Origin of the sequence: Antarctobacter heliothermus (assembly GCF_900188425.1) — a bacterium.
Classification (GTDB): Bacteria; Pseudomonadota; Alphaproteobacteria; order Rhodobacterales; family Rhodobacteraceae; genus Antarctobacter; species Antarctobacter heliothermus.
Genome location: NZ_FZON01000008.1, coordinates 64,364 through 86,141, shown reverse-complemented (window position 1 = coordinate 86,141; position 21,778 = coordinate 64,364). Strand labels below are relative to the sequence as shown.

Genomic DNA, 21,778 nt, shown 5'->3' with positions numbered 1-21,778 from the left:
ACCCTTATTGAGCGTCTGATCAATCTTATTGATCACATGATCTGTAAAGCTGAGTCGTTGCAAGACAAAAGTTTTCGGGTATCGAACAAGCGGGGGCGCACGATGAGCGAACAGATCGACAAGTCTGAGAAAACTACGAACGAGGGATCCAGCCGACGCAGGTTGCCCCCCAAAGAGCGGCGTCAGCAGATCATTGACGAAGCGGTCCGCTTTTTCGCCGAGGTCGGGTTGAGCGGTAAGACCAGGGATCTGGCGAAACGGCTGGGTGTCACCCAGTCGCTGTTGTTCAACTACTTTGCGACCAAGGATGACTTGCTGGAGGCGGTCTATGAAAAGGTCTATCTGGGGCGTCTGTCGGCAGACTGGCCCGAACGGTTGACCGATCGCAGTGTGCCATTGCGCGCACGGCTGTTGGCATTCTACCAGGAATACAGCGCCCTGATCTTTGAACGGCACTGGATGCGCATCTTCATGTTTTCAGGGCTCGCCGGGGCAGACCTGAACCACAGGTACCTCAAACATCTGGGCGATGTCATCTTTCGCCCGCTGCTGGATGAAACTGCGTCGCTGGCTCAGAGTGACGTCTGTCCGACGATGGAGGACATCTGGAACCTGCACGGTGGCATCGTCTACATCGGTATCCGCCAGCACATCTACTGTATGCCTGGCCCGGAATACCCCGAAGAACCGATCGCCAAGGCGATTGATAAATATCTGCTATTGTTCGGGATTCCGCACGATGCTTGACGGCATTGAGGGTGCGGCTGCCTGCTTGTCTGGTGCGACGTCATAGAAAGACAGGTCTTGCCAGCACCGTCATTTCCAATATACATGAAATATGGAAAAGATAGGTGCCATCTCGACCCTCTCCGCGCTTGCGCATGACATTCGGATTGACGTGTTTCGTTTGTTGATCCGCGCCGGGGCCAGCGGCGTATCGGCTGGTCAGATTGCCGAAACGCTGAAGATCCGGCCAAATACCTTGTCCAACAACCTTAGCATCCTGTCCGGCGCTGGTCTTGTCACGTCTCTGCGTGAAGGCCGATCTGTCCGGTATTTCGCCAATATGGATGCGATGCACGGACTACTGTCCTTTCTGATGGAGGAATGTTGCGGCGGGCGCGCCGACCTGTGCCAGCCTCTCCTTGACCAGATCACCTGCGCGCCACCCATGCCCAACCCCACGGAGCCTGACCTTTGACCGATACGCCCCCCTCTGACAGTGCCCTGGGCACCTTTGAACGCTATCTGACCCTTTGGGTGGCGCTGGCGATGATTGCCGGTCTGACGATTGGCACACTGGCACCGGGATTGGTGCAGGGCATTGCTGCATCGGAGGTCGCCAACATCAATCTGGTTGTCGCGGTTCTGATCTGGGCAATGGTCTACCCGATGATGGTGGGGGTGGATTTCGGTGCCGTTGCGGGCGTCGCGCGCCAGCCGCGCGGGCTGATCGTGACGCTGGTGGTCAACTGGCTGATCAAACCCTTTACGATGGCGCTGCTGGCGGTACTGTTCTTCGACTATGTCTTTGCACCTTGGATCGCGCCTGAGGATGCGGCGCAATACACCGCCGGGCTGATCCTGCTGGGGGCTGCGCCCTGCACCGCGATGGTCTTTGTCTGGTCGCAACTGACGCGCGGGGATGCCACCTATACGCTGGTCCAAGTGTCGGTGAACGACCTGATCATGGTCATCGCCTTTGCGCCCATCGTTGCCTTTCTGCTGGGTGTGACCGAAATCTCCGTCCCGTGGGAAACGCTGGTCCTTGCCACGGTCCTCTATGTCGTGCTGCCTTTGGTGGCCGGTCTGCTGACTCGCCGCGCGCTGGGCAGTCCACAGGCGATTGAGGCATTCACCGCGCGGGTCAAACCGTGGTCCATGGTCGGGCTGATCGCCACCGTTGCCATCCTGTTTGGCTTGCAGGGCGACGTGATCCTGTCCCGCCCGCTGGTCATCGCCCTGATTGCCGTACCGATCGTGATCCAAAGCTATGGCATCTTTGCGCTGGCCTATGGCGCGGCCTATGCGCTGAAGGTGCCGCACAGGATCGCCGCCCCCTGCGCGATGATCGGCACCTCAAACTTTTTCGAATTGGCGGTTGCCGTCGCGATCAGCCTGTTCGGCCTCAACTCTGGCGCGGCGCTGGCCACCGTTGTCGGCGTGCTGGTCGAAGTGCCGGTGATGCTGTCACTGGTCGCCTTTGCCAACCGGACACGAGCCCGCTTTGCTTGAACCAATCAAACTCCCGGACCGCCGATCATGACCGATACCCCCAATCTGCGCGAAGACAGCGTTCTTCCGATCACGACGGAAACGCTTTTCCCCGCCACGCCCAGCACTCATGCGCCGCGAATCCTGATCCTGTACGGGTCGCTGCGCGAGCGCAGCTTTGCCCGCCTCAGCGCCGAAGAGGCCGCCCGCATCCTGACGCGGTTCGGTGCCGAAGTGCGCGTTTTTGATCCGCGCGGCCTGCCTCAGGTCGATACCGCAGAGCCGGATCACCCAAAGGTGGCGGAGCTGCGTGATCTGGTGACATGGTCCGAGGGTATGGTCTGGTCCTCGCCCGAACGGCACGGGGCCATGACCGGGCTGATGAAATCGCAGATCGACTGGATTCCGCTGTCGCTGGGCGGGGTGCGTCCGACGCAGGGCAAGACGCTGGCCGTGATGCAGGTTTGCGGCGGTAGCCAAAGTTTCAATACCGTCAATCAGTTGCGCATCCTTGGCCGCTGGATGCGGCTGCTGACCATCCCCAACCAATCGTCGATTGCGCGGGCCTGGGATGAGTTTGACGATGCGGGTCGCATGACGCCTTCTCCGTTTTACAACCGGATCGTCGACGTGATGGAGGAGCTGGTCAAGTTCACCCTGCTCACGCGCGACATCCGCGATCCTCTGGTTGACCGCTATTCGGAACGGGTCGAAAGCCGCGCGGAGCTATCAAAGCGGGTCAATCAGGCCAAGGCCGTCGGCACCTGATCGGGGCAAGGGTCACAGCGAGGCCGTGATCCCCCCGTCCACATACAGCGTGTGGCCGTTCACAAAACTGGACGCGTCGGACGACAGGAAAATACAGGCGCCCACCAGTTCCTCAACATTGCCCCACCGGCCTGCCGGAGTGCGTTTCTCCAGCCATGCAGAGAACTCGGGGTCGTCCACCAGCGCCTTGTTCAACGGCGTGTCGAAATAGCCGGGGGCGATGGCGTTGCACTGCAACCCGTGCCGCGCCCAATCCGTTGCCATGCCTTTGGTCAGGTTGCCCACCGCGCCCTTGGTCGTGGTGTAGGGCGCAATGCCGGGACGGGCGAGCGCGGTTTGAACGGAGGCGATATTGATGATCTTGCCGCGTCCTCGTTCGATCATGTGCCGGGCGCAGGCCTGCCCGACGTGAAAGACGCTGGCCACATTGGTTTGCAGCAGCTTTTCGAACATCTCTGCCGGGAAATCCTCCAAAGGGGTGCGATGCTGCATCCCGGCGTTGTTCACAAGGATGTCGATGGCACCATGTTCCGCCTCAAACCCATCAACGGCGGCGCGCACGCCCGCGTGATCGGTGGCGTCGAACGCCAGTTCAAACACGGTTGCGCCCTCATCCCGCAGGGTTTCGGCAGCGGCGGACAGCTTGGCCGTGTCGCGCCCGTTCAGCACAACCTCGGCCCCCGCCTGAGCCAGCCCGCGTGCCAGTGCCAGCCCGATGCCCTGTGACGATCCGGTGATCAGCGCGCGCCGACCGTTCAGCGAAAACAGATCCGACATGAAAACCCCTCCTCATTTTCCTAGGTGGGGATTGCGCGCAGCGACAAGGAGGGATGTCAAGCCGAAGGCGTTACCGCAAACGGGCCTCTGTCGTGCCGTCAAAGAACAATGCATCTGCAGGGTCAAAGGTCACATCGACCGCGCTGCTTTCGGGGAGTTCCTCGTCACCACGGGTTTCGACGATCATCTTGCCGCCATCCGGCGTCAGTATGTGATCATAAGCCACGCCGCCCAGCCGTTCACGGATGTCCAGCGTCAGCCCGCCGCCTTCGACGACATTCATGTTTTGCGGGCGCGCCCCCACCAGCACCGAGCTGCCTTCGGCAGGCAGGTCAACACTTGCAGGCACCTCGCGGCCCCCCAGCGCAGGAACCTTCACCACGCCGCCGGTCACTGTACCGGCAAGAAAGTTCATGCTGGGAGAGCCGATAAACCCGGCGACAAAGCGGTTGTCAGGGTCTTTGTACAGATGCATCGGTGCGCCGACCTGTTCAATCCGGCCTGCGCGCAACACCACGATCTTGTCCGCAAGGGTCATCGCCTCGACTTGATCATGGGTGACATAAATCATCGTCGCGCCGATTTCCTTGTGCAGGCGGGCGATTTCCACCCGCATGTCGACGCGCAATTCTGCATCAAGGTTCGACAGCGGTTCATCAAAAAGGAACACCTCTGGCCCGCGCACAATGGCGCGCCCGATGGCGACCCGCTGGCGCTGGCCGCCCGACAGCGCCTTGGGCTTGCGCTTCAGGTAGTCGTCCAGTTTCAGGATGCGCGACGCCTCAGAGACCTTTGCTTTGATCTCGGCCTTTGGGTGGCCGTTCATCCGCAGGCCGAAACCCATGTTTTCCTCGACCGACATATGCGGATACAGGGCGTAGGTCTGGAACACCATCGCCACGCCGCGCTCTGCCGGTTCGGCGCGGGTCACATCGCGCGCGCCGATCTCGATCTTGCCGTCGGTCGTCTCTTCGAGACCGGCAATCATCCGCAGCAATGTCGACTTGCCACAGCCTGACGGGCCGACAAAGACGCAGAACTCCCCCTCGTCGATCCCTAGCGACACCTCGTGGATGACCTGCGTCTCCCCGTATTTCTTGACGACGTCCGTCAGCGTGACACCGGACATGGGCGCTCCTCCCCCGTTAACCCGGAAACTGCCAGGTGCTGGCAGCCTCGGAAATCTCTTCGGCCGTTTTCAGAAGAGCGGGCCGGAAAGCGGCCAACCCCTCCAGTGAATTGCGTTGTGTCGAGTTGGTGATCGACAGCGCGCCGATCACCCGCCCCGCGCCCGACAGGATCGGAGCGGCAATACAGATGATGCCCGGCTCATGCTCTTCGCGGTCATAGGCGATGCCTTCGGCGCGGATGGCATCCAGTTCCGCGCGGAACGCGGCGGCATCGGTCAGCGTCGCAGGCGTGTGGCGATAAAAGGACTGCCGCGCAATCGCGGTGTCCCGCTCTGCCTCTGGCAAATGGGCGATCATCGCCTTGCCGACCCCGGTGCAATAGCCAGGCCCCACCTTGCCCGCTGCGGAAAACATCTCGATCGGGCGCACGGCGTTGCGTTTGTCGACATACAGCACCTGACCCTCGTCCAACTGCGCCAAGTGGATCGTCTCCCCCACCTCCAGTGACAGGGCGTCCAGATACGGCCGCGCGACGGGTGCCAGTGAGCTTTGCCGCCAGGCAGTATGCGCCAACCGAACCAGCCGCAGCCCCGGCGCATAGGTCTGCGAGGCGTCGTCGTAGCGCAGCATCCCCTGATTCACGAGCGTTTGTAGCAGTCGGTATAGCGTCGCCTTTGGGTGACTCGATGCTTCCAGCACCTCGCCGAACCGGACGGGACGGTCAAACCCGGCCACCTGCTCCAACACCTCAAGCGCCTTGCCCACGGTGCCGTCGCCTGCGCGTCTGTGCTGGTTCATGGAGTCCTCCCCTTTCGCCGATCGAACCGACGAGACTGTTGACAGCGATAGCCTGAATCGGTCATGGGTTCAATAGTTGGAAATTGGTTTCACTATATGGAACTATCCGGCATTTGGGAGGATACCATGCTGAAGACTTTCGCGCGCGCCGCCGGTGCGCTTGTTCTGACCACCGCGCTTGTTCAACCGGCTTACGCCGAACTCTCGGGCACGCTCCGGATCATGTCGGACATGTCGAACCCGGCGCCCCGCGCCATCATCGAAGGGTTGGCCGCCGATTTTGACGCGATGCACCCCGATCTCACGGTCGAAGTCGACGTGGTGGACCGCGAAGCTTGGAAAAGCCAGATCCGCAACGCGCTGACCGCAGACGCGCCGGACGTGATCAACTGGTACGCCGCCAACCGCATGGGCCCCTACGTCCGCGCAGGCCTGTTCGAGGACATCTCGGACATGTGGGACAACGGCGACCTGACCGGACTCGACAGCGTCAAAGGCGCGATGACGATGGACGGCAAACAGTGGGGCGTGCCCTATACCTACTATCAGTGGGGCATCTACTACCGCGAAGACATCTTTGACGAACTGGGCCTGACAGAGCCCGCGACCTTCGAAGAAGAGATCGCCAACTGCCAGAAGATCCTCGACTCCGGGCGCAAGTGCTACACCATCGGGACCAAGTTCCTGTGGACCGCCGGCGGCTGGTTCGACTACCTGAACATGCGCACCAACGGCTTTGACCACCACATGGCGCTGGCCCGGGGAGAGCTGTCCTGGACAGAGGACGAAGGCGTGCGCGCCACCTTTGCCAACTGGCGCAAGCTAATCGACATGGGCGCCTTCATCGACGACCACCAGACTTACAGCTGGCAAGAGGCGCTGCCCTTCTTCGTCAAGGGTGAGGCGACCGCCTACCTGATGGGCAACTTCGTGGTGCCGCATCTGCGTGAGGCTGGTTTCACCGATGATCAGATCGACTTTTACCAATTCCCCAAGATCGGCGATCATCCGATGGGCGAAGACGCGCCGACGGACACGTTCCACATCGCGGCGAACGCCAAGAACAAAGAGGCCGCGCGCGCTTTCCTGCAATATGTGACTTCACCCGAGGTGCAGACCAAAATCAATGCGGCTGACGGTCTGGGCCAGCTTCCGGTCAACTCAAACGCCACCGTTGGCGACGATGAATTCCTGCAGCAGGGCTTTGTCATGCTCTCGCAGAACGCGACCGGCGGCATTGCCCAGTTCTTTGACCGCGACTTCCCGGCGGAAATGGCCAAGACCGGCATGGAAGGTCTGCAAGAGTTCATGGTGTTCCCGGACAACCTTGACGACATCCTTGAGCGGCTCGAATTCACCCGGCAAGACGTCTACTGACGACGCGGCGGGGCGACCCCGCCCACTCGTCACGGGTCCGGACAAGCGCTGGGCCCGTACATGTTCCCCGGCAGCCATTTCTTCTTGGCTCAAATACTCCGGGGGTGTGGGGGCTGGCCCCCACTCCGACACATCCAAACGCGCAGGGCCTGTTCATGTCGACCGCCACATCCACCCGCCGATGGAATCCCCAAATCACCACGCCCCTCTTGTTCCTGCTTCCGGGCGTGCTGTTCTTTCTGCTCTACGTGATTATTCCCATCGGGCAGAGTTTCAACATCTCGTTCTACAAATGGGACGGGTTGGGAGAGGCCGAATGGGTCGGCTTGCGCAACTATGAACGCCTGATGCAGGACCGCGCCTTTGAGGTCTCGCTCTGGAACAACATGAAATGGCTGGTGCTCTACCTGCTGGCCATCCCGGCGGGCCTGTTCATCGCGTTGTTCCTGAACCAGACGGTGACCGGCATCCGTCTGTACAAGTCCCTGTTTTTCTTTCCCTTCGTGATCAGTCAGGTGGTTGTGGGTCTGGTGTTCTCATGGTTCTACCTGCCGCGTGAGGGGTTGTTGAACGCCGTAATCACCACCTTCGGGATGGAGCCGATCAATGTGCTGGGCGATCCGGTGCTTGCCACCTATGGGGTCATCGCCGCCGGGCTCTGGCCGCAGACCGCCTATTGCATGATCCTGTATCTGACCGGCCTGAACGCCGTCGACCCTGAACAGATCGAGGCCGGACGGCTGGACGGCGCCAAAGGGTGGCGGATGCTGTGGCACATCATCCTGCCGCAACTGCGCCCCGCGACGTTTATCGCCTTTGTGGTGACAATCATCGGCGCATTGCGGTCGTTCGACCTGATTTCCATCATGACCAACGGCGGGCCATTCGGGTCCACCCGCGTGCTGTCGTTCTACATGTTCGAAAAGGCATTGTCCGAATACGGGTTCCGCATGGGGTACGGGTCGGCCATCGCGGTGGTGCTGTTCCTGATCATGCTGGTCTTTATCGCCTATTTCCTGTGGTCGATGTGGCGCGAAGAGCGGGCAGGGCGGCACTGATGGCACCGTTGCAGTTGGGTATTTTTACAGAAAAGAAGCCAGGGGTCTGAGCCATGTTTCCAACACCGATCCAGAAACAGAGCATGGCGGCGCAGGTCTCTTATCAGGCACTGTTGCCGCTGGCGTTGATCATGTGGCTGTTGCCGTTGATTGCCGTGGCGCTGTTTTCGATCCGCCCACTGGCGGATTTCACCAACGGCAATTACTGGGGCATGCCCTCATCGTTCGAGTTCTTCGAGAACTACGGCAAGGTTTTCTTTGAATCGGACATGCCGCGATACCTGTGGAATTCTGTGCTGATTACCGTGCCGACGGTGATCGGGGCGGTGGCGCTGTCCTGTATGACGGGTTTTGCGCTGGGCATTTACCGGTTCCGGGGCAACCTGCTGATCTTTTTCATGTTCATCGCGGGCAACTTTGTGCCCTTTCAGATCCTCATGGTGCCGGTGCGTGACCTGACCGTGTCGATTGGCTTGTACGATACCAAGCTGGGGTTGGTGTTGTTCCATGTCGCGTTTCAGACTGGGTTCTGCACGCTTTTCATGCGCAACTTTATCCGCGCCCTGCCGCATGAGTTGATCGAAGCGGCGCGGGTCGAGGGTGTCGCCGAATGGCGCATCTTCTGGTTTGTGGTGCTGCCCCTGATGCGGCCCGCCATCGCGGCGCTGTCGGTGTTGATCTTCACCTTTATCTGGAATGATTATTTCTGGGCAGTGGTGCTGACGCAGGGACCGGGAGCGCAGCCTGTGACGGCGGGCATCACCTCGTTCAACTCACAGTTTGTGGCGCAGTATCACCTGATGAGCGCAGGCAGCATTGTCGCCGCGCTGCCGCCGGTGGCCATGTTCTTTCTCATGCAGCGCCATTTCATCGCCGGACTGACGCTGGGAGCAGTGAAGTGAAGACTTGGCGGTTGGATGACGCACGACAGACGTTTGTTCTGGCGCAAGACGGGGTTGGACTGCCCGGGGTGATCTACTGGGCCGCGCCTTTGCCAGCGGATGAGGATCTGGGCGCACTGGCCGCATCCCAGCGATTGGACGTGACGGGTGGTATGATGGATGCCAATGCGCCCTTGTCGATCTGCCCGGAGGCGCGGCAGGGCTGGCCCGGTCAACCCGGTTTTGTGCTGATTGGCGCGGACGGGCGGCGGGTGACGCCAAGGTTGCGTGCTTCAGTTGAGGCGCGCGAAGGTGCCCTGCGGATCACAGCCAATGATGCGGACAGTGGCGTTACCTACCACGCACAGGTCATGCTGACCGAAGACGGCATGTTGCAGGCATGGGCAGAGATCGACGCGCCCGGCTTGGCGATCGACTGGCTTGCGGCCCCCGTGCTGCCGGTGTCCAGTGCCTCTGACGGGCTGATCGATTTCTCGGGCCGCTGGATTGGAGAGTTCCAGTCTCAACGGCATGACTGGCGTCCCGGCGTCCACCTGAGGGAGGCGCGTATGGGCCGGTCGGGGCATGAGCATCCGCCGTTCGCGATCCTTACCGCATCCGGTACGACCAATTCGCAAGGCGAGGCTTGGGCGATGTCTTACGACTGGTCCGGCGGGCACCGCATGGTGGCGGAGGAACTGCCCGACGGGCGCCGCCAGATCCAGTTTGGCCACGCCTCTGGCGGCCATACATCCGGGAAGGCGCGCACGGCCACGTTGACCGCCACCTATAGCACCGAGGGGCTGAACGGCGGCGCGCGCGCCTATCAGCGCCACGTCCGCGCCCTGACCCAAGGCCATGCGCGCCATCCGCGCCCGGTGCACTATAATTGTTGGGAGGCCGTCTATTTCGACCATGATCCCGCCGTGTTGCAGGACATCGCGCGACGTGCCGCTGATCTGGGGGCCGAACGCTTTGTGCTTGATGATGGCTGGTTCGGGCGGCGCGATGACGACACGACCAGTCTTGGCGACTGGACGGTGGACCAGCGCAAATGGCCCGACGGATTGCGCCCGATCGCGGAACACGTCCAAGGCCTTGGCATGGAGTTCGGTCTTTGGGTTGAACCGGAAATGGTCAACAAGGACAGCGAGCTTTTCCGCGCGCACCCTGATTGGTTGCTTGGGCCCAATGATCAGACGCCGGGGCGGCAGCAGTTTGTTCTGGATCTGTCGCAACAGGCGGTCTGCGACTACTTGTTTGATCGGCTGGACGCGGTGCTGAACGACGCTCCGATTGGCTATCTGAAATGGGATCACAACCGGTTGTTGCCAGTTGTCGATGAACGGCAAGTGCGGATGCTGAATGGCTTGCTTGGGCGTCTGCGTACTGCGCATCCGGGAGTTGAGATCGAAAGCTGCGCCTCTGGCGGGGGGCGGATTGACCTCAACATCCTGCAACATACTGGCCGAGTCTGGCTGTCTGACAGCAACGATGCCGCTGAACGGCTGCGCATCCAGCACGACGCCGCGCTGTTCCTGCCGGCCAGCGTCACCGGCAGCCATGTCGGACCGCGCCAATGCCATACCTCGGGCCGCGTGCATGACGTCCGGTTCCGTGCATGGGTGGCCGCGCAACGCCACATGGGCTTTGAGATGGACCCGCGCGAGTTGACCGAGGATGAGGCGCAGGTTTTGAAATTCGTCACGGCCTGGTGGAAGGCCAACCGCGACTGGCGCATGGAGGCCGACATCCTGCGGCTGGACCCTGCCGATCCGGCGGTGATCGCGGAATTGCAACTGGCGCAGGACTGCAGCCGCTTTGTTGTCTTTGCCGGGCAGTCGGTAACCTCATCCCAAATCCTGCCGCGCCCGCTGTGTCTGACGGGGCTGGACCCGCAGGCGCGCTACCGGATCACTCTGATCAATGGCGAAGAGGCACCGGGCCTGTCTCGCGGCACACCTGCGCTGAAACACGGGCCCCTGATCCTGTCAGGGCAGGCGTTGATGCGACAGGGCGTGGCCTTGCCTTGGCGCTATCCGGATGGGATCTGGGTGCTGGAAGGAGAACGCCTGCCATGACAACACCTGCCAAGACGGACGCACCGAAATGGATAGCTGCCGATTGGGGCACCTCGCATCTGCGTCTCTGGCCAATGGGGGATGACGACCGCCCGTTGCGCCGGATCGATTCAGACCTTGGCATGTCGCGGCTGACCCCGGAGGCCTATGAGCCCACTTTGCTCAACCTCTTGGGAGATGATCTGCCCGAAACACTGCCGGTGATCATCTGCGGCATGGCCGGTTCGCGGCAGGGCTGGGCAGAGGCGCCCTATGTTGAAACCCCTTGTGCCGTGCCGTTTGAGGCGCCGCAGGTGGCCACTCGTGATCCACGGTTGCGCGTGCATATCCTGCCCGGAATCAAGCAGATGCGCCCGCCGGATGTCATGCGCGGCGAAGAAACCCAGATCGGCGGGTTTCTGGCGAAAGAGCCCGGTTTCGACGGGGTGATCTGCCTGCCCGGCACGCACAACAAATGGGTGCATGTCAGCGCGAATGAGATTGTCTCTTTCCGGACCTTCATGACTGGGGAACTGTTTGCCCTGATTGGCAGCCAATCCGTCCTGCGTCATTCACTGGGCGATCTGGGGTGGGACAAAGCTGCGTTCGCCGAGGCGGTCAGTGACACGCTTTCGCGCCCCGCTACACTGACGTCGTCATTGTTCACCCTGCGCGCGGATTCTTTGCTGAACGGCACGGGTGCGGATGTGACCCGCGCGCGACTTTCGGGCCTGTTGATCGGCGCGGAACTGGCGGCGGCGCGGCCCTATTGGCTGGGACAGGACATCGTCATCCTCGGCGAGGATGCTGTGGCCGGGGCCTACCGCGATGCACTGACCGCGCAAGGCGCCGTCGCGCGGCTGGTGCCTGCGGGCGACATCACACTGGCGGGCCTGACCGCCGCCTATACCCATCTGAAAGACAAGACATGACCCGAGAAATCATCGCCATCCTGCGCGGGTTGACCCCGCCCGAGGCCGAACCCGTGGCAGACGCGCTGATCGCTGCCGGCATCACCAGGATCGAGGTGCCGCTGAACTCTCCTGACCCGTTCGAAACCATCCGCCGCATGGTTGTCCACGCGGGCGACCGCGCACTGATCGGCGCGGGCACGGTGTTGGACCCGGTGCAGGTGGTGCAGTTGCGCGAGATCGGGGCCGGGATGGTTGTCTCACCCGACTGCAACCCGCGCGTGATCGCCGCGACCAAGGCGGCAGGAATGCTGTCTTATCCCGGCGTCATGACCGCAACAGAGGCGTTTACCGCTCTGCGCAACGGGGCCGACGGGCTGAAGTTCTTTCCGGCGTTCAAGCTGGGTCTGGACGGGTTGTCGGCGCTCAAGGCCGTGTTGCCGCCAGAGGCCGCGACCTATGCGGTTGGCGGCGTTGGCCCGGCAGAGTTTGGCGCATGGCTAAACGCCGGGATCACCGGGTTTGGCATCGGATCGGCGCTGTTCAAACCGGGCATGTCCGTGGCCGAGATTGCAGAGCGCGCCGCCGAAATGGTGGCGGCATGGGACGCGGCGGCGGGCTGACCGCCTGCCGCCCCCGTCAGACTAAACCGCGAAAGACACCCGATGAAACGCACCCTTGGCACCTGTTATTATCCCGAACACTGGCCCGAAGACATGTGGGAGGTGGACGCTGCCCGCATGGCCGCCCTTGGCCTGACGTGGGTGCGGATCGGTGAGTTTGGGTGGTCGGTGATCGAACCCGCGCCAGGGGAACTGCAGTTTGACTGGCTAGACCGTGCCATCGACACATTGGGGCGGCACGGGCTAAAGGTGGTGTTGGGCACCCCAACCGCGACGCCGCCGCGCTGGATGCTGGACCGGCACCAGGACATGTTGGCCGTGGACGCAGAGGGGCGCGCCCGTGGCTTTGGTTCTCGACGCCACTATTGTTTTTCGCACGCCGGGTACTTTGAGGAATCGAAACGCATTACCCGCCTGTTGGCAGAACGCTATGGCCGCAACCCGCATGTCGCCGCTTGGCAGACGGACAATGAATACGGCTGCCACGATACGATCCTCAGCTATTCCGATGCCGCCCGCAGCGCATTTCAGGACTGGTGCGCCCAGCGGTATCAATCGACCGATGCGCTGAACCGGGCCTGGGGCAATGTTTTTTGGTCGATGATCTACGATGACTTTGAGCAGATCGGTCTACCCAACCTGACGGTGACGGAACCCAATCCGGCGCATGTGATGGCCTTTCGCCGGTTTTCATCCGATCAGGTTGTGCGTTTCAACCGCGCGCAGGTGGACATCATCCGTGCCCATTCCGACGCGCCGATTGCGCATAACTACATGGGCCGCGTGACGGAGTTTGACCACTACAAGGTGGGTGCCGATCTGGATATCGCCACTTGGGACAGTTACCCGCTGGGCTTTCTGGAGGATCGCGTTGGACGCCCGGTCGAGGACCAGCGCGCCTATGCGCGTCAGGGCGACCCGGACTTTCAGGCATTCCACCATGATCTGTATCGCGCTGTCGGCAAGAACGGCCGCTGGTGGGTGATGGAACAACAGCCCGGCCCGGTGAACTGGGCGCCCTACAATCCCGCGCCGCTGCCCGGCATGGTGCGCCTGTGGACGTGGGAGGCCTTTGCCCACGGGGCAGAGGCGGTCTGCTATTTCCGCTGGCGGCAGGCAGCCATGGCGCAGGAACAGATGCACGCGGGCCTGTTGCGACCTGACAGCGTTGAGGCGCCCGGTTTCGGTGAGGCACAGCAAGTGGCGGCAGAACTGACGGCAACGCCAGAGGTGGCCCCGGCGCAGGCCCCCGTCGGGCTGATCTTTGATTATGAGGCCGAATGGATGTGGGCAATTCAGCCGCACGCCAAGGGAGCGTCTTACTTTGCCTTGGTCTTCGACACCTACCGCGCGCTGCGACGGGTCGGGCTGGACGTGGATATCCTTCCGCCCCAGCCCGAGGCGCTGGCGGGCTACAAGCTGATCCTTGCGCCGGGATTGATGCATTTGCCGGATGCGTTGCTAACGGCGCTGCTGGCTAGCGATGCGCAGGTTCTGCTCGGGCCGCGCACCGCCGCGCGCGATGCGGATTTCCGCATTCCACTGCCCCTGCCGCCTGCGCTTCCCGGTCTGCCGGTAACGGTGTCGCGGGTCGAAAGCCTGCGGCCCGATATGCCGGAGCCGTTGCGCGGTGGTGGCGCGGCTCAGATGTATCTGGAAGACTTGGAAACCACCGCCGATCCTGTGTTGGAAACCAATTCCGGCGTGCCCGTCGCGGTGGGGGCGGAGGCCATGATCTACCTCGGCGGCTGGCTGGACGATACGGCGATGGATCGTTTGACACGGGTCCTGTGCGCGCGCGCGGATCTTGAGACGTTTGATTTGCCCGAAGGCGTGCGCACCCGCACAACCGCGGCAGAGCGTTTCTGGTTCAATCACAGCTCACAGGAACGGCAGGTCGGCAGGATCACCTTGCCACCGGCGGGCGTTCTGCGGGTGCCGCTGGTGTGACCGACTAACTGTCCCGGGGCCTTTTTCTTTGATGTGTCCTAGCTTATGACCTTGTCGGCGTATTGCTGACTTTGGGACATTCTCCATGCTGACTTTTTTGCGACCGGCGGATTGGGGGATGCGGATGCGCAGAGCCCATTTGCACCGCGTTTCGCACGTCCAAACCGGCATTCATGACCTCACGCGTCTGACCGACGCCATATTTTCAAAGGTCTGAGCGTATGAGCCTGCCGTTGCATATCACTGACCTGTCCGTCGTGGCAGGGGCGCGGACCCTTTTGCGGGTGCCGTCGCTGTCGCTGCCCGCCGGATCGCTGATCGGCGTGCGCGGACCGTCGGGGGCCGGAAAATCCACGCTGCTGTATGCGCTCAGCGGGCTGCTGGCGGTAAAAGGCACCGTGCGCTGGGGGGAGACCGATCTGGCGCAGTTGTCTGCGGAGCGGCGCACCGCCTTTCGGGCGACGCATATGGGGTTGATCTTTCAGGACTACCAGTTGTTCGAAGAACTGTCGCCGCGTGCAAATGCCTGCCTCGCAGCGCTGTTCTTGAAGCCCGGGGATCGCGCACAGATTGAGGCCCGCGCCGCAGACTGGCTGGATCGGCTGGGTGTTGCGCAAGGCAGCCGGTCGGTGGCGTCGTTTTCTGGTGGCGAACGGCAGCGCGTTGCAGTGTCGCGTGCATTGGCAACCGATCCGGCAATCCTGTTGGCGGACGAACCGACGGCCAGCCTTGACCGCCCCGCTGCGGATCGGTTGATCGAGGATCTTGTGGCTCTGGTGCGCGGCAGCGGCAAGACGCTGATCGCGGTCAGCCACGATTTGCACCTGCTTGACCGGCTGGACCGGGTGTTGACCATCCAAGACGGACAATTGACAGACGACACCCCGGTTAGTGCGGCATGATCCGCCCGAATGACCCTTTCAGAGGTGATCCGACAGTATGACAGATCTATGGGAGACGCTGTCCGCCCTTGCGCAGGATATGCTGATTGCCGCTGCATTGCTGTTGCCCCTGCTGGGGCTGGGTTTTGTGCTGCTGCGCGGGTTCCGCCCCTTGCCGTTGGTGTGGGCGCTGCTCTGGCGGTTTCGCTGGGCCAACCTGATGTTCGTTGTGCTGATTGCGGTGTCCACCGGCATGGGCATCGGGTTGATCACACAAGAGAGGGGCTTGCGTGTCGGTAGCGCGCAGGCGGCGGAAAAGTTTGATCTGGTGGTGGCTGCACCCGGCTCTGAATTGACCTTGATGCTGGCCTCGGTGTTTCTGCAACCTTCAGCCGTGCCATTGCTGGATGGGGCGGCCTATGACCGGATCGCCAGTCATCCAAGGGTTGAGATCGCCGCCCCCATCGCCTTTGGCGACAGCTTTGACGGGGCACCCGTTGTCGGCACCATCGCGGAATTTGTCACCTACCTTACCGATGATCAGATAGAGGGCCGCCTCTTTGCCCGCACCGGCGAGGCAGTTGTCGGCGCGGCGATCGACTTGCAATTGGGGGACCATTTTGCGCCCGCGCATGGCGAGGGTGAAGAGGCCGAACACGATGCGCACGACGAGTTCGAGATCGAGGTGGTGGGCCGCATGGCGCGCAGTGGATCGCCCTGGGACCACGCGATCCTGATCCCGGTCGAAACGGTCTGGGAGGTGCATGGACTGGCCAATGGCCATCCGTTCGAAGACGGCGACAAGATCGGCCCGCCCTTTGATCCGGCCCTGTTCCCCGGAACGCCAGCGGTGATCGTGCGGGCCACCGACATGTCAGGGGCCTACGCGCTCCGGTCCGCACTCACCGAAGCGGGAGAGACCATGGCGTTTTTTCCCGGCACGGTTCTGGCCAGTCTTTACCGGGTGATGGGCGATGTGCGGCAAGCCATGCAAATCATGTCGATCGTGACACAGGCGCTGGTCGCGGTTTCTGTCCTGTTGGGATTGTTCATCCTGTCGCGGCTGTTCCAACGGCAACTGGCCATGCTGCGCGCGCTGGGCGCGCCGCGTCGATTTGTGATGGCGGTGGTCTGGGGTTATGGCGCCACCTTGATGGCGGCGGGAACGGCATTGGGTCTGCTGTTCGGTTTCGGCGCTGCCGCTGTGCTGTCACGGATCGTGACCTTGCGGACTGATATTCTTGTGTCCGCCTCGATCACCTGGGCAGAGATCAACCTGGCGCTGGGCTTTCTCGCGGTCACTTCGATCCTGTCCCTGATCCCGGTGCTGGTCGTGCTGACGCGCCCTGTCGTACAGGGCCTGCGTCAGTAAATCGACCGATGGTGGGGTTCCCGTTCGCTGTGGCGCGTCCGCACACTTGGCAAAGGCCACAGAGAACCCCGGTGGCTGGACGCGTTGAAACAACAGTGCTGTTGCACACATCACGAGGCCCCGGTCAGGCCCGGGACGAGGTCACGGGCCTTCGGCAAGGTCCTGCAGGATCGGGCAGTCGGGGCGGTCGTCGCCATGGCAAGCATGGACGAGGGTCGCCAGCGTCGCGCGCATGCCCTGTAGCTGGGCAATCTTGTCGTCGATGCTGGCCAGATGTTCCAGTGCCAGCTGTTTGACATCCGCGCTGGCGCGGCTTTCGTCTTCGTAGAGACCCAGCAGCAGGCGGCATTCCTCGATCGAGAACCCCAGGGCTCGGGCGCGGGCGAGAAAGGCGAGCTTGTGCAGGTCTGCCTCACGGAAAGCGCGATACCCGTTGGTGTCGCGCGGCGGCGTCACCAGACCGATCTCTTCATAGTAGCGGATTGTCTTGGCGGGCAGGCCCGAACGGGTGGCGACCTCTCCGATGTTCATGCGGCAACCTCCTGTGGAATGGCTGGCGTGTGAGCGGGCGTCTCCCCTAGCGCGCTTTGCAGATTCCGCAAACGCAGCGCGTTGGTCAGGACAAAGACAGAGGACAGCGCCATTGCCCCGGCAGCCAGCATGGGGGACAAGAGCAGGCCGGTGAACGGATAAAGAACCCCCGCCGCCACGGGGATCAGCGCCACGTTATAGCCGAAGGCCCAGACAAGGTTTTGCCGGATATTTCGCATCACGGCGCGGCTGACGTGGAGTGCGTTGACCGCGCCCGCGACCGCGCCGGATGACAGCACGACATCGGCGCTTTCGATGGCGACGTCGGTGCCGGTGCCGATGGCAAGGCCAACCTCGGCCTCGGCCAGGGCGGGGGCATCGTTGATGCCATCCCCGACAAAGGCCACGGAGCCGAATTTTTCGCGCAACGCCCGGACAACATCGACCTTGCCCTCTGGCAGGACCTCGGCCTCGACCTGGTCGATGCCCAGATCACGCGCGATGGCCTCTGCCACGGCGCGGGCGTCACCCGAGATCATGGCTACCTGGATGCCTTGGTGTTTCAACGCGGCAATTGCGGCGCGTGCGCCGGGCTTGACCTTGTCGGCGACGGCAAAAGCGGCGGCAATGATCCCGTCCACGGCGACAAGAACCGGCGTCTGTGCGGCAGTTTCCATTTCGTGCAGGGCGTCGGAAACCCCGGTCATGTCGATGTCTTCGCGCGCCATGAGACGGGCATTGCCGACCAGCAGTTCCTGACCTTCGACGCGGGCGCGCAGACCGTGGCCGGGAATGGCTGTGACCTCTTCGGGAACGGGGACGTCCGTTGCGGCCTGTTCCAGCGCGCGGGCAATGGGGTGTTCCGATCCCTGTTCGGCGCTGGCGGCAAGCCGCAGAACCGTGTCGGCGTCGTACCCTGTCGCGGCGACGGACCGGACCAGCGCGGGGCGGCCCTCTGTCAGGGTGCCGGTCTTGTCAAAGGCCATGACGCGGGCCGAGTCGAGCCGTTGCAGCGCCTCGCCCTTGCGGAACAACACGCCCAGTTCGGCGGCCCGACCCGTGCCGACCATGATCGAAACCGGCGTGGCAAGCCCCATGGCGCAAGGGCAGGCGATGATGAGAACCGACACCCCGGCGACCAGCGCATGTGTCAGACCGGGACCGAAGGCCAGCCAGACACCCACCGTCAGTGCGGCAATGACCAGCACGGCAGGCACGAACCACAGCACCACTTTGTCGGCCAGGGCCTGAATGGGCAGTTTCGCGCCCTGCGCCTGTTCGACCATGGCAACAATACGCGACAGGACGGTGTCCGCGCCAACCGCCTCTGCCTGCACCCGCAGCGCGCCGGCACCGTTGACGGTGCCGCCAATGACCTGCGCGCCTGTTGATTTTTCGACCGGGGCAGGTTCGCCGGTGACCATGCTTTCCTCAACATAGGATCGACCCGTGAGGACAACGCCATCTGTGGCGATGCGTTCACCGGGACGGATTTGCAGGACGTCGCCTTTTTGCAGGTCGGCAAAGGGGATCTCGACCGTGCCGCCATCGCGTTCAACCCGCGCCAGATCGGGGCGCAGGTTCAGCAGGTGTTTGATGGCGGCGCCGGTACGCCCCTTGGCGCGCGCCTCAAGCCAGCGACCCAGTAGGATCAGCGTGACGATGACGGCGGCGGCCTCGAAATAGACGTCGCGGGCGGAGTCCGGCAACAGGGCGGGGGCGAAGAGAGCAACGGAGGAATAGCCCCAGGCCGCCAATGTGCCCAGCGCCACCAGTGAGTTCATGTCCGGCGTGCCTTTGGCCAGCAGCGGCAGGCCGATGCGATAAAACCGCCGTCCGGGGCCGATCAGGACCAGCGTTGTCAGGACAAATTGCACGCCCCACCAGCCGGTCTGGCCCAACGTGGCGCTGATCCAGTGATGAAGCGCGGGGATCAGGTGGCCGCCCATGACCCCAAGGAACACGGGCAGGGTCAGCGCGGTCGCGATCAGGGTTTGGCGTTTCAGTGCGGCGGCCTCTGTCGCCTGACGCTGGGCGGCATCGGGGGTGCTGTCGTCCTCCAGGGCCTGCGCGGGATACCCGGCCTGGGTGACGGTATCGGCAAGCGTCTGCGCCGTGACGGTGCCGGTCAGCACCTCAATATCGGCGGTTTGCGTGGTCAGGTTGACGCGGGCGCTCAGGACACCGGGCAGGTTGGCCAGCGCCTTTTCGACACGGCCCACGCAAGAGGCGCAGCTCATCCCGTCGATGGTCAGGCGGATCAGGGTTTCCGCAGCGGGATAGCCTGCGGCCTTGAGCGTGTCGCGGAGGTCACTGGCGGGCCGGTCGGTGTCCACCGTCGCCATGCGGTTGGCGAGGTTGACAGAGGCGCTGGTTACGCCTTCGGCCCCGGCCAAGGCGCGTTCTGCCCGTCCAGCGCAGCCGCCGCAGGTCATCCCGGTTACTTCGAAGCGTAAAACAGCCATTGATCGTGCCTCCTGCGGCTGGATATAGGGGTTCCAGTCACAGGAAGGTAAAGGGGTGGCTGCGGATAAACTGTCGCAGGATCAGGAAAGGCCGGTTTCCTGCGCGATCTGGGCGCGGGATTTGCGGGCGCGCTCCGTCGCCGATTTCAGCTGACCGCAGGCGGCCATGATGTCCTCCCCGCGCGGGGTGCGGATGGGAGAGGCGTAGCCTGCCTTGTAGATGATGTCGGCGAACTTTTCGATCCGGGACCAATCGCTGCGCTGGTAGGGCGCGCCGGGCCATTCGTTGAAGGGGATCAGGTTGATCTTGGCCGGAATGCCCTTGATCAGGTTGACCAGACGCCGCGCATCGTCGTCCGTGTCATTCACGTCCTTCAGCATCACATATTCAAAGGTGATGCGTTCCGAATTTGACAGGCGCGGATACTCGCGCAGCGTGTTCAGCAGAGTTTCGATGTTCCAGCGTTTGTTGATTGGCACCAGCTTGTCGCGGACCTCATCGGTGGTGGCATGAAAGCTGACCGCAAGTTGGCAGCCGATTTCCTCGGCGGCGCGGGTGATTTCGGGCACCACGCCAGAAGTGGACAGGGTGATCCGGCGACGGGACAGGGCGATGCCCTCGCCGTCCATGGCAATCTTCATGGCGTCGCGCACACCCTCAAAGTTGTATAGCGGTTCGCCCATGCCCATCAGGACGATGTTGGACAAGAGGCGCGGACCATCGACACCCATTCCCGTACCCGGTTCGGGCCATTCGTCCAGATCGTCGCGCGCCAGCATGATTTGACCGACGATTTCCCCGGCGGTCAGGTTGCGGACCAGTTTTTGCGTGCCGGTGTGGCAGAACGAACAGGTCAGCGTGCAGCCCACCTGCGAGGAGATACACAGCGTGCCGCGATCCGCCTCCGGGATATAGACGACCTCAACCTCATGCCCGCCCGCAATACGCACAAGGTATTTGCGGGTGCCATCGGCAGAGATCTGTTTCGACACGACCTCTGGCAAAGAGATCACAAAGTTTTCGGCCAGCATGGCGCGGTACGGTTTCGCCAAGTTGGTCATCGACTCAAAGTCACGCACGCCCCAGTGATACAGCCACTGCCACAGTTGGTTGACCCGCATCTTGATCTGCTTTTCCGGCGTGCCAGCCGTCAACAACGCCTCACGCAACAGCGGGCGGGTCAATCCGATCAGGTTTACCGGCCCCTCCGGCATCTTGCGGGGGATGGTCACGAGATCCTGAGTGATGGGCGTCGTCGCGGTCATGCCAAGGGCTCCTGTCTGGCGCGAAGCCTGCCGTATACAGGATTCGCGGGCGAATGCCAAAGGGCCGGATGACACGAGGTCATGCGGCCCTTGTTTCTCTTGTGTTCAAATACCCGCTCTGCCCGGAACGGGCCAGAGCACGGCGTCAGGTACAGCGTTTGTCCGCGTCTTCGATTGCTGCGGTAAAGCCGAGCAAGGAAAAGGTATCCTTGGTCTCTGTCCCGCGGCTGGACACGGCGGTGACAACGGCATCGGCGCCGCGTTTCATCGCGGTGATCAGCTTGACGTCGTCCTGCGGAGTCGCGGGCCAAGCCCATTCGCCTTCGGTGTAAAGCTCGAATTCGGTGTCGCCGATGGCCATGTTGACCGTCGACCCGGGGGCAAAGGGATACCCGCCGGTAAAGGCCACCTGGCCTTTTACGCCTGCTTCGGGACGGTAAAAAACCATCAACAGGATCTCGCCCCGCGTCACGGCAACCACGCGCCCGTCCTTGGTGTTTACGCTTTCCTTGTAGGTGGTCACCGCCCAGCATTCGCGCGGGCTGGCCTCTTCGAAGACCGACCAGTCCGTCATGGCGTCCACGCGCGCCGTGCTGCTATCCTGAGCGCCTGCTGCGGAGGCGCTCAGCACCACCGCCAGTGCGCCCAATCCCCGACCAAGACCTGACATCATTCCTGCCGCCTCCAGCGTTCTCTACCTCAAATGTCCCGCACGT

General features: G+C 62.6%; 20 protein-coding genes. 13 read left to right on the top strand and 7 right to left on the bottom strand.

What is annotated here, in order from left to right:
- The first annotated feature begins 102 nt into the window (after positions 1-102).
- From CHB90_RS06395 to arsH, 4 genes are all read left to right on the top strand, one after another.
- On the top strand, positions 103-747 hold the full coding sequence (locus CHB90_RS06395; protein ID WP_089277029.1) for a TetR/AcrR family transcriptional regulator: 645 nt from the start codon (positions 103-105) through the stop codon (positions 745-747).
- Between the two features lie 91 nt (positions 748-838).
- Complete coding sequence (locus tag CHB90_RS06390) at positions 839-1,201, top strand: ArsR/SmtB family transcription factor (RefSeq protein WP_089277028.1); 363 nt, start codon at positions 839-841, stop codon at positions 1,199-1,201.
- A gap of 26 nt (positions 1,202-1,227) precedes the next feature.
- Positions 1,228-2,235, top strand: coding sequence for an ACR3 family arsenite efflux transporter (gene arsB, locus CHB90_RS06385; protein WP_212591573.1), 1,008 nt, complete (start codon positions 1,228-1,230; stop codon positions 2,233-2,235).
- 27 nt (positions 2,236-2,262) lie between these two features.
- Positions 2,263-2,982 carry an arsenical resistance protein ArsH gene (gene arsH / locus CHB90_RS06380; protein ID WP_089277026.1) on the top strand — a complete coding sequence of 240 codons (720 nt, stop codon included), beginning with the start codon at positions 2,263-2,265 and terminating at the stop codon, positions 2,980-2,982.
- Between the two features lie 12 nt (positions 2,983-2,994).
- On the opposite strand, the gene CHB90_RS06375 is transcribed toward arsH, so the two are convergent.
- From CHB90_RS06375 to CHB90_RS06365, 3 genes are all read right to left on the bottom strand, one after another.
- Positions 2,995-3,759 carry an SDR family oxidoreductase gene (locus CHB90_RS06375; protein ID WP_089277025.1) on the bottom strand — a complete coding sequence of 255 codons (765 nt, stop codon included), beginning with the start codon at positions 3,757-3,759 and terminating at the stop codon, positions 2,995-2,997.
- 70 nt (positions 3,760-3,829) lie between these two features.
- On the bottom strand, positions 3,830-4,888 hold the full coding sequence (locus CHB90_RS06370) for an ABC transporter ATP-binding protein (RefSeq protein ID WP_089277024.1): 1,059 nt from the start codon (positions 4,886-4,888) through the stop codon (positions 3,830-3,832).
- Between the two features lie 16 nt (positions 4,889-4,904).
- Entirely contained in the window at positions 4,905-5,687 is a 783-nt protein-coding gene (locus CHB90_RS06365) for an IclR family transcriptional regulator (protein WP_089277023.1), read from the bottom strand.
- 126 nt (positions 5,688-5,813) lie between these two features.
- Here CHB90_RS06365 and CHB90_RS06360 point away from each other — a divergent pair, with 126 nt between their 5' ends.
- The 9 genes from CHB90_RS06360 to CHB90_RS06320 all read left to right on the top strand — a co-directional run bounded on the left by CHB90_RS06360 (position 5,814) and on the right by CHB90_RS06320 (position 16,800).
- Entirely contained in the window at positions 5,814-7,064 is a 1,251-nt protein-coding gene (locus CHB90_RS06360; RefSeq protein ID WP_245823182.1) for an ABC transporter substrate-binding protein, read from the top strand.
- Between the two features lie 155 nt (positions 7,065-7,219).
- Entirely contained in the window at positions 7,220-8,122 is a 903-nt protein-coding gene (locus tag CHB90_RS06355; RefSeq protein WP_089277022.1) for a carbohydrate ABC transporter permease, read from the top strand.
- Positions 8,123-8,175: 53 nt separating this feature from the next.
- Positions 8,176-9,024: a carbohydrate ABC transporter permease gene (locus CHB90_RS06350; RefSeq protein ID WP_089277021.1), complete on the top strand. Its 849-nt coding sequence runs from the start codon at positions 8,176-8,178 to the stop codon at positions 9,022-9,024.
- A gap of 11 nt (positions 9,025-9,035) precedes the next feature.
- Positions 9,036-11,084 carry an alpha-galactosidase gene (locus tag CHB90_RS06345; protein WP_245823181.1) on the top strand — a complete coding sequence of 683 codons (2,049 nt, stop codon included), beginning with the start codon at positions 9,036-9,038 and terminating at the stop codon, positions 11,082-11,084.
- The gene (locus tag CHB90_RS06340) at positions 11,081-11,995 is read left to right on the top strand and encodes a 2-dehydro-3-deoxygalactonokinase (RefSeq protein ID WP_089277019.1); all 915 of its coding nucleotides are present in this window, start codon (positions 11,081-11,083) and stop codon (positions 11,993-11,995) included. The genes CHB90_RS06345 and CHB90_RS06340 overlap by 4 nt, the downstream gene beginning before the upstream one ends.
- A complete protein-coding gene (locus CHB90_RS06335) occupies positions 11,992-12,597 on the top strand; it encodes a 2-dehydro-3-deoxy-6-phosphogalactonate aldolase (protein ID WP_089277018.1) in 606 nt (201 codons plus the stop codon). Before CHB90_RS06340 ends, CHB90_RS06335 begins: the two co-directional genes overlap by 4 nt.
- Before the next feature lie 42 nt (positions 12,598-12,639).
- Positions 12,640-14,547: a beta-galactosidase gene (locus tag CHB90_RS06330; protein WP_089277017.1), complete on the top strand. Its 1,908-nt coding sequence runs from the start codon at positions 12,640-12,642 to the stop codon at positions 14,545-14,547.
- Between the two features lie 221 nt (positions 14,548-14,768).
- Positions 14,769-15,449 carry an ABC transporter ATP-binding protein gene (locus tag CHB90_RS06325; RefSeq protein ID WP_089277016.1) on the top strand — a complete coding sequence of 227 codons (681 nt, stop codon included), beginning with the start codon at positions 14,769-14,771 and terminating at the stop codon, positions 15,447-15,449.
- Positions 15,450-15,486: 37 nt separating this feature from the next.
- Complete coding sequence (locus tag CHB90_RS06320) at positions 15,487-16,800, top strand: ABC transporter permease (protein ID WP_089277015.1); 1,314 nt, start codon at positions 15,487-15,489, stop codon at positions 16,798-16,800.
- A 141-nt stretch (positions 16,801-16,941) separates the two neighbouring features.
- Here CHB90_RS06320 and cueR read toward each other — a convergent pair whose 3' ends face one another.
- From cueR to CHB90_RS06300, 4 genes are all read right to left on the bottom strand, one after another.
- On the bottom strand, positions 16,942-17,331 hold the full coding sequence (gene cueR, locus CHB90_RS06315) for a Cu(I)-responsive transcriptional regulator (RefSeq protein WP_089277014.1): 390 nt from the start codon (positions 17,329-17,331) through the stop codon (positions 16,942-16,944).
- Positions 17,328-19,796: a heavy metal translocating P-type ATPase gene (locus tag CHB90_RS06310; protein ID WP_089277013.1), complete on the bottom strand. Its 2,469-nt coding sequence runs from the start codon at positions 19,794-19,796 to the stop codon at positions 17,328-17,330. Before CHB90_RS06310 ends, cueR begins: the two co-directional genes overlap by 4 nt.
- Before the next feature lie 81 nt (positions 19,797-19,877).
- Positions 19,878-21,062, bottom strand: a complete 1,185-nt coding sequence (gene rlmN, locus CHB90_RS06305) for a dual-specificity RNA methyltransferase RlmN (RefSeq protein WP_089277012.1) — start codon at positions 21,060-21,062, stop codon at positions 19,878-19,880.
- A 145-nt stretch (positions 21,063-21,207) separates the two neighbouring features.
- Complete coding sequence (locus tag CHB90_RS06300) at positions 21,208-21,735, bottom strand: invasion associated locus B family protein (RefSeq protein ID WP_089277011.1); 528 nt, start codon at positions 21,733-21,735, stop codon at positions 21,208-21,210.
- Positions 21,736-21,778: the final 43 nt, after the last annotated feature.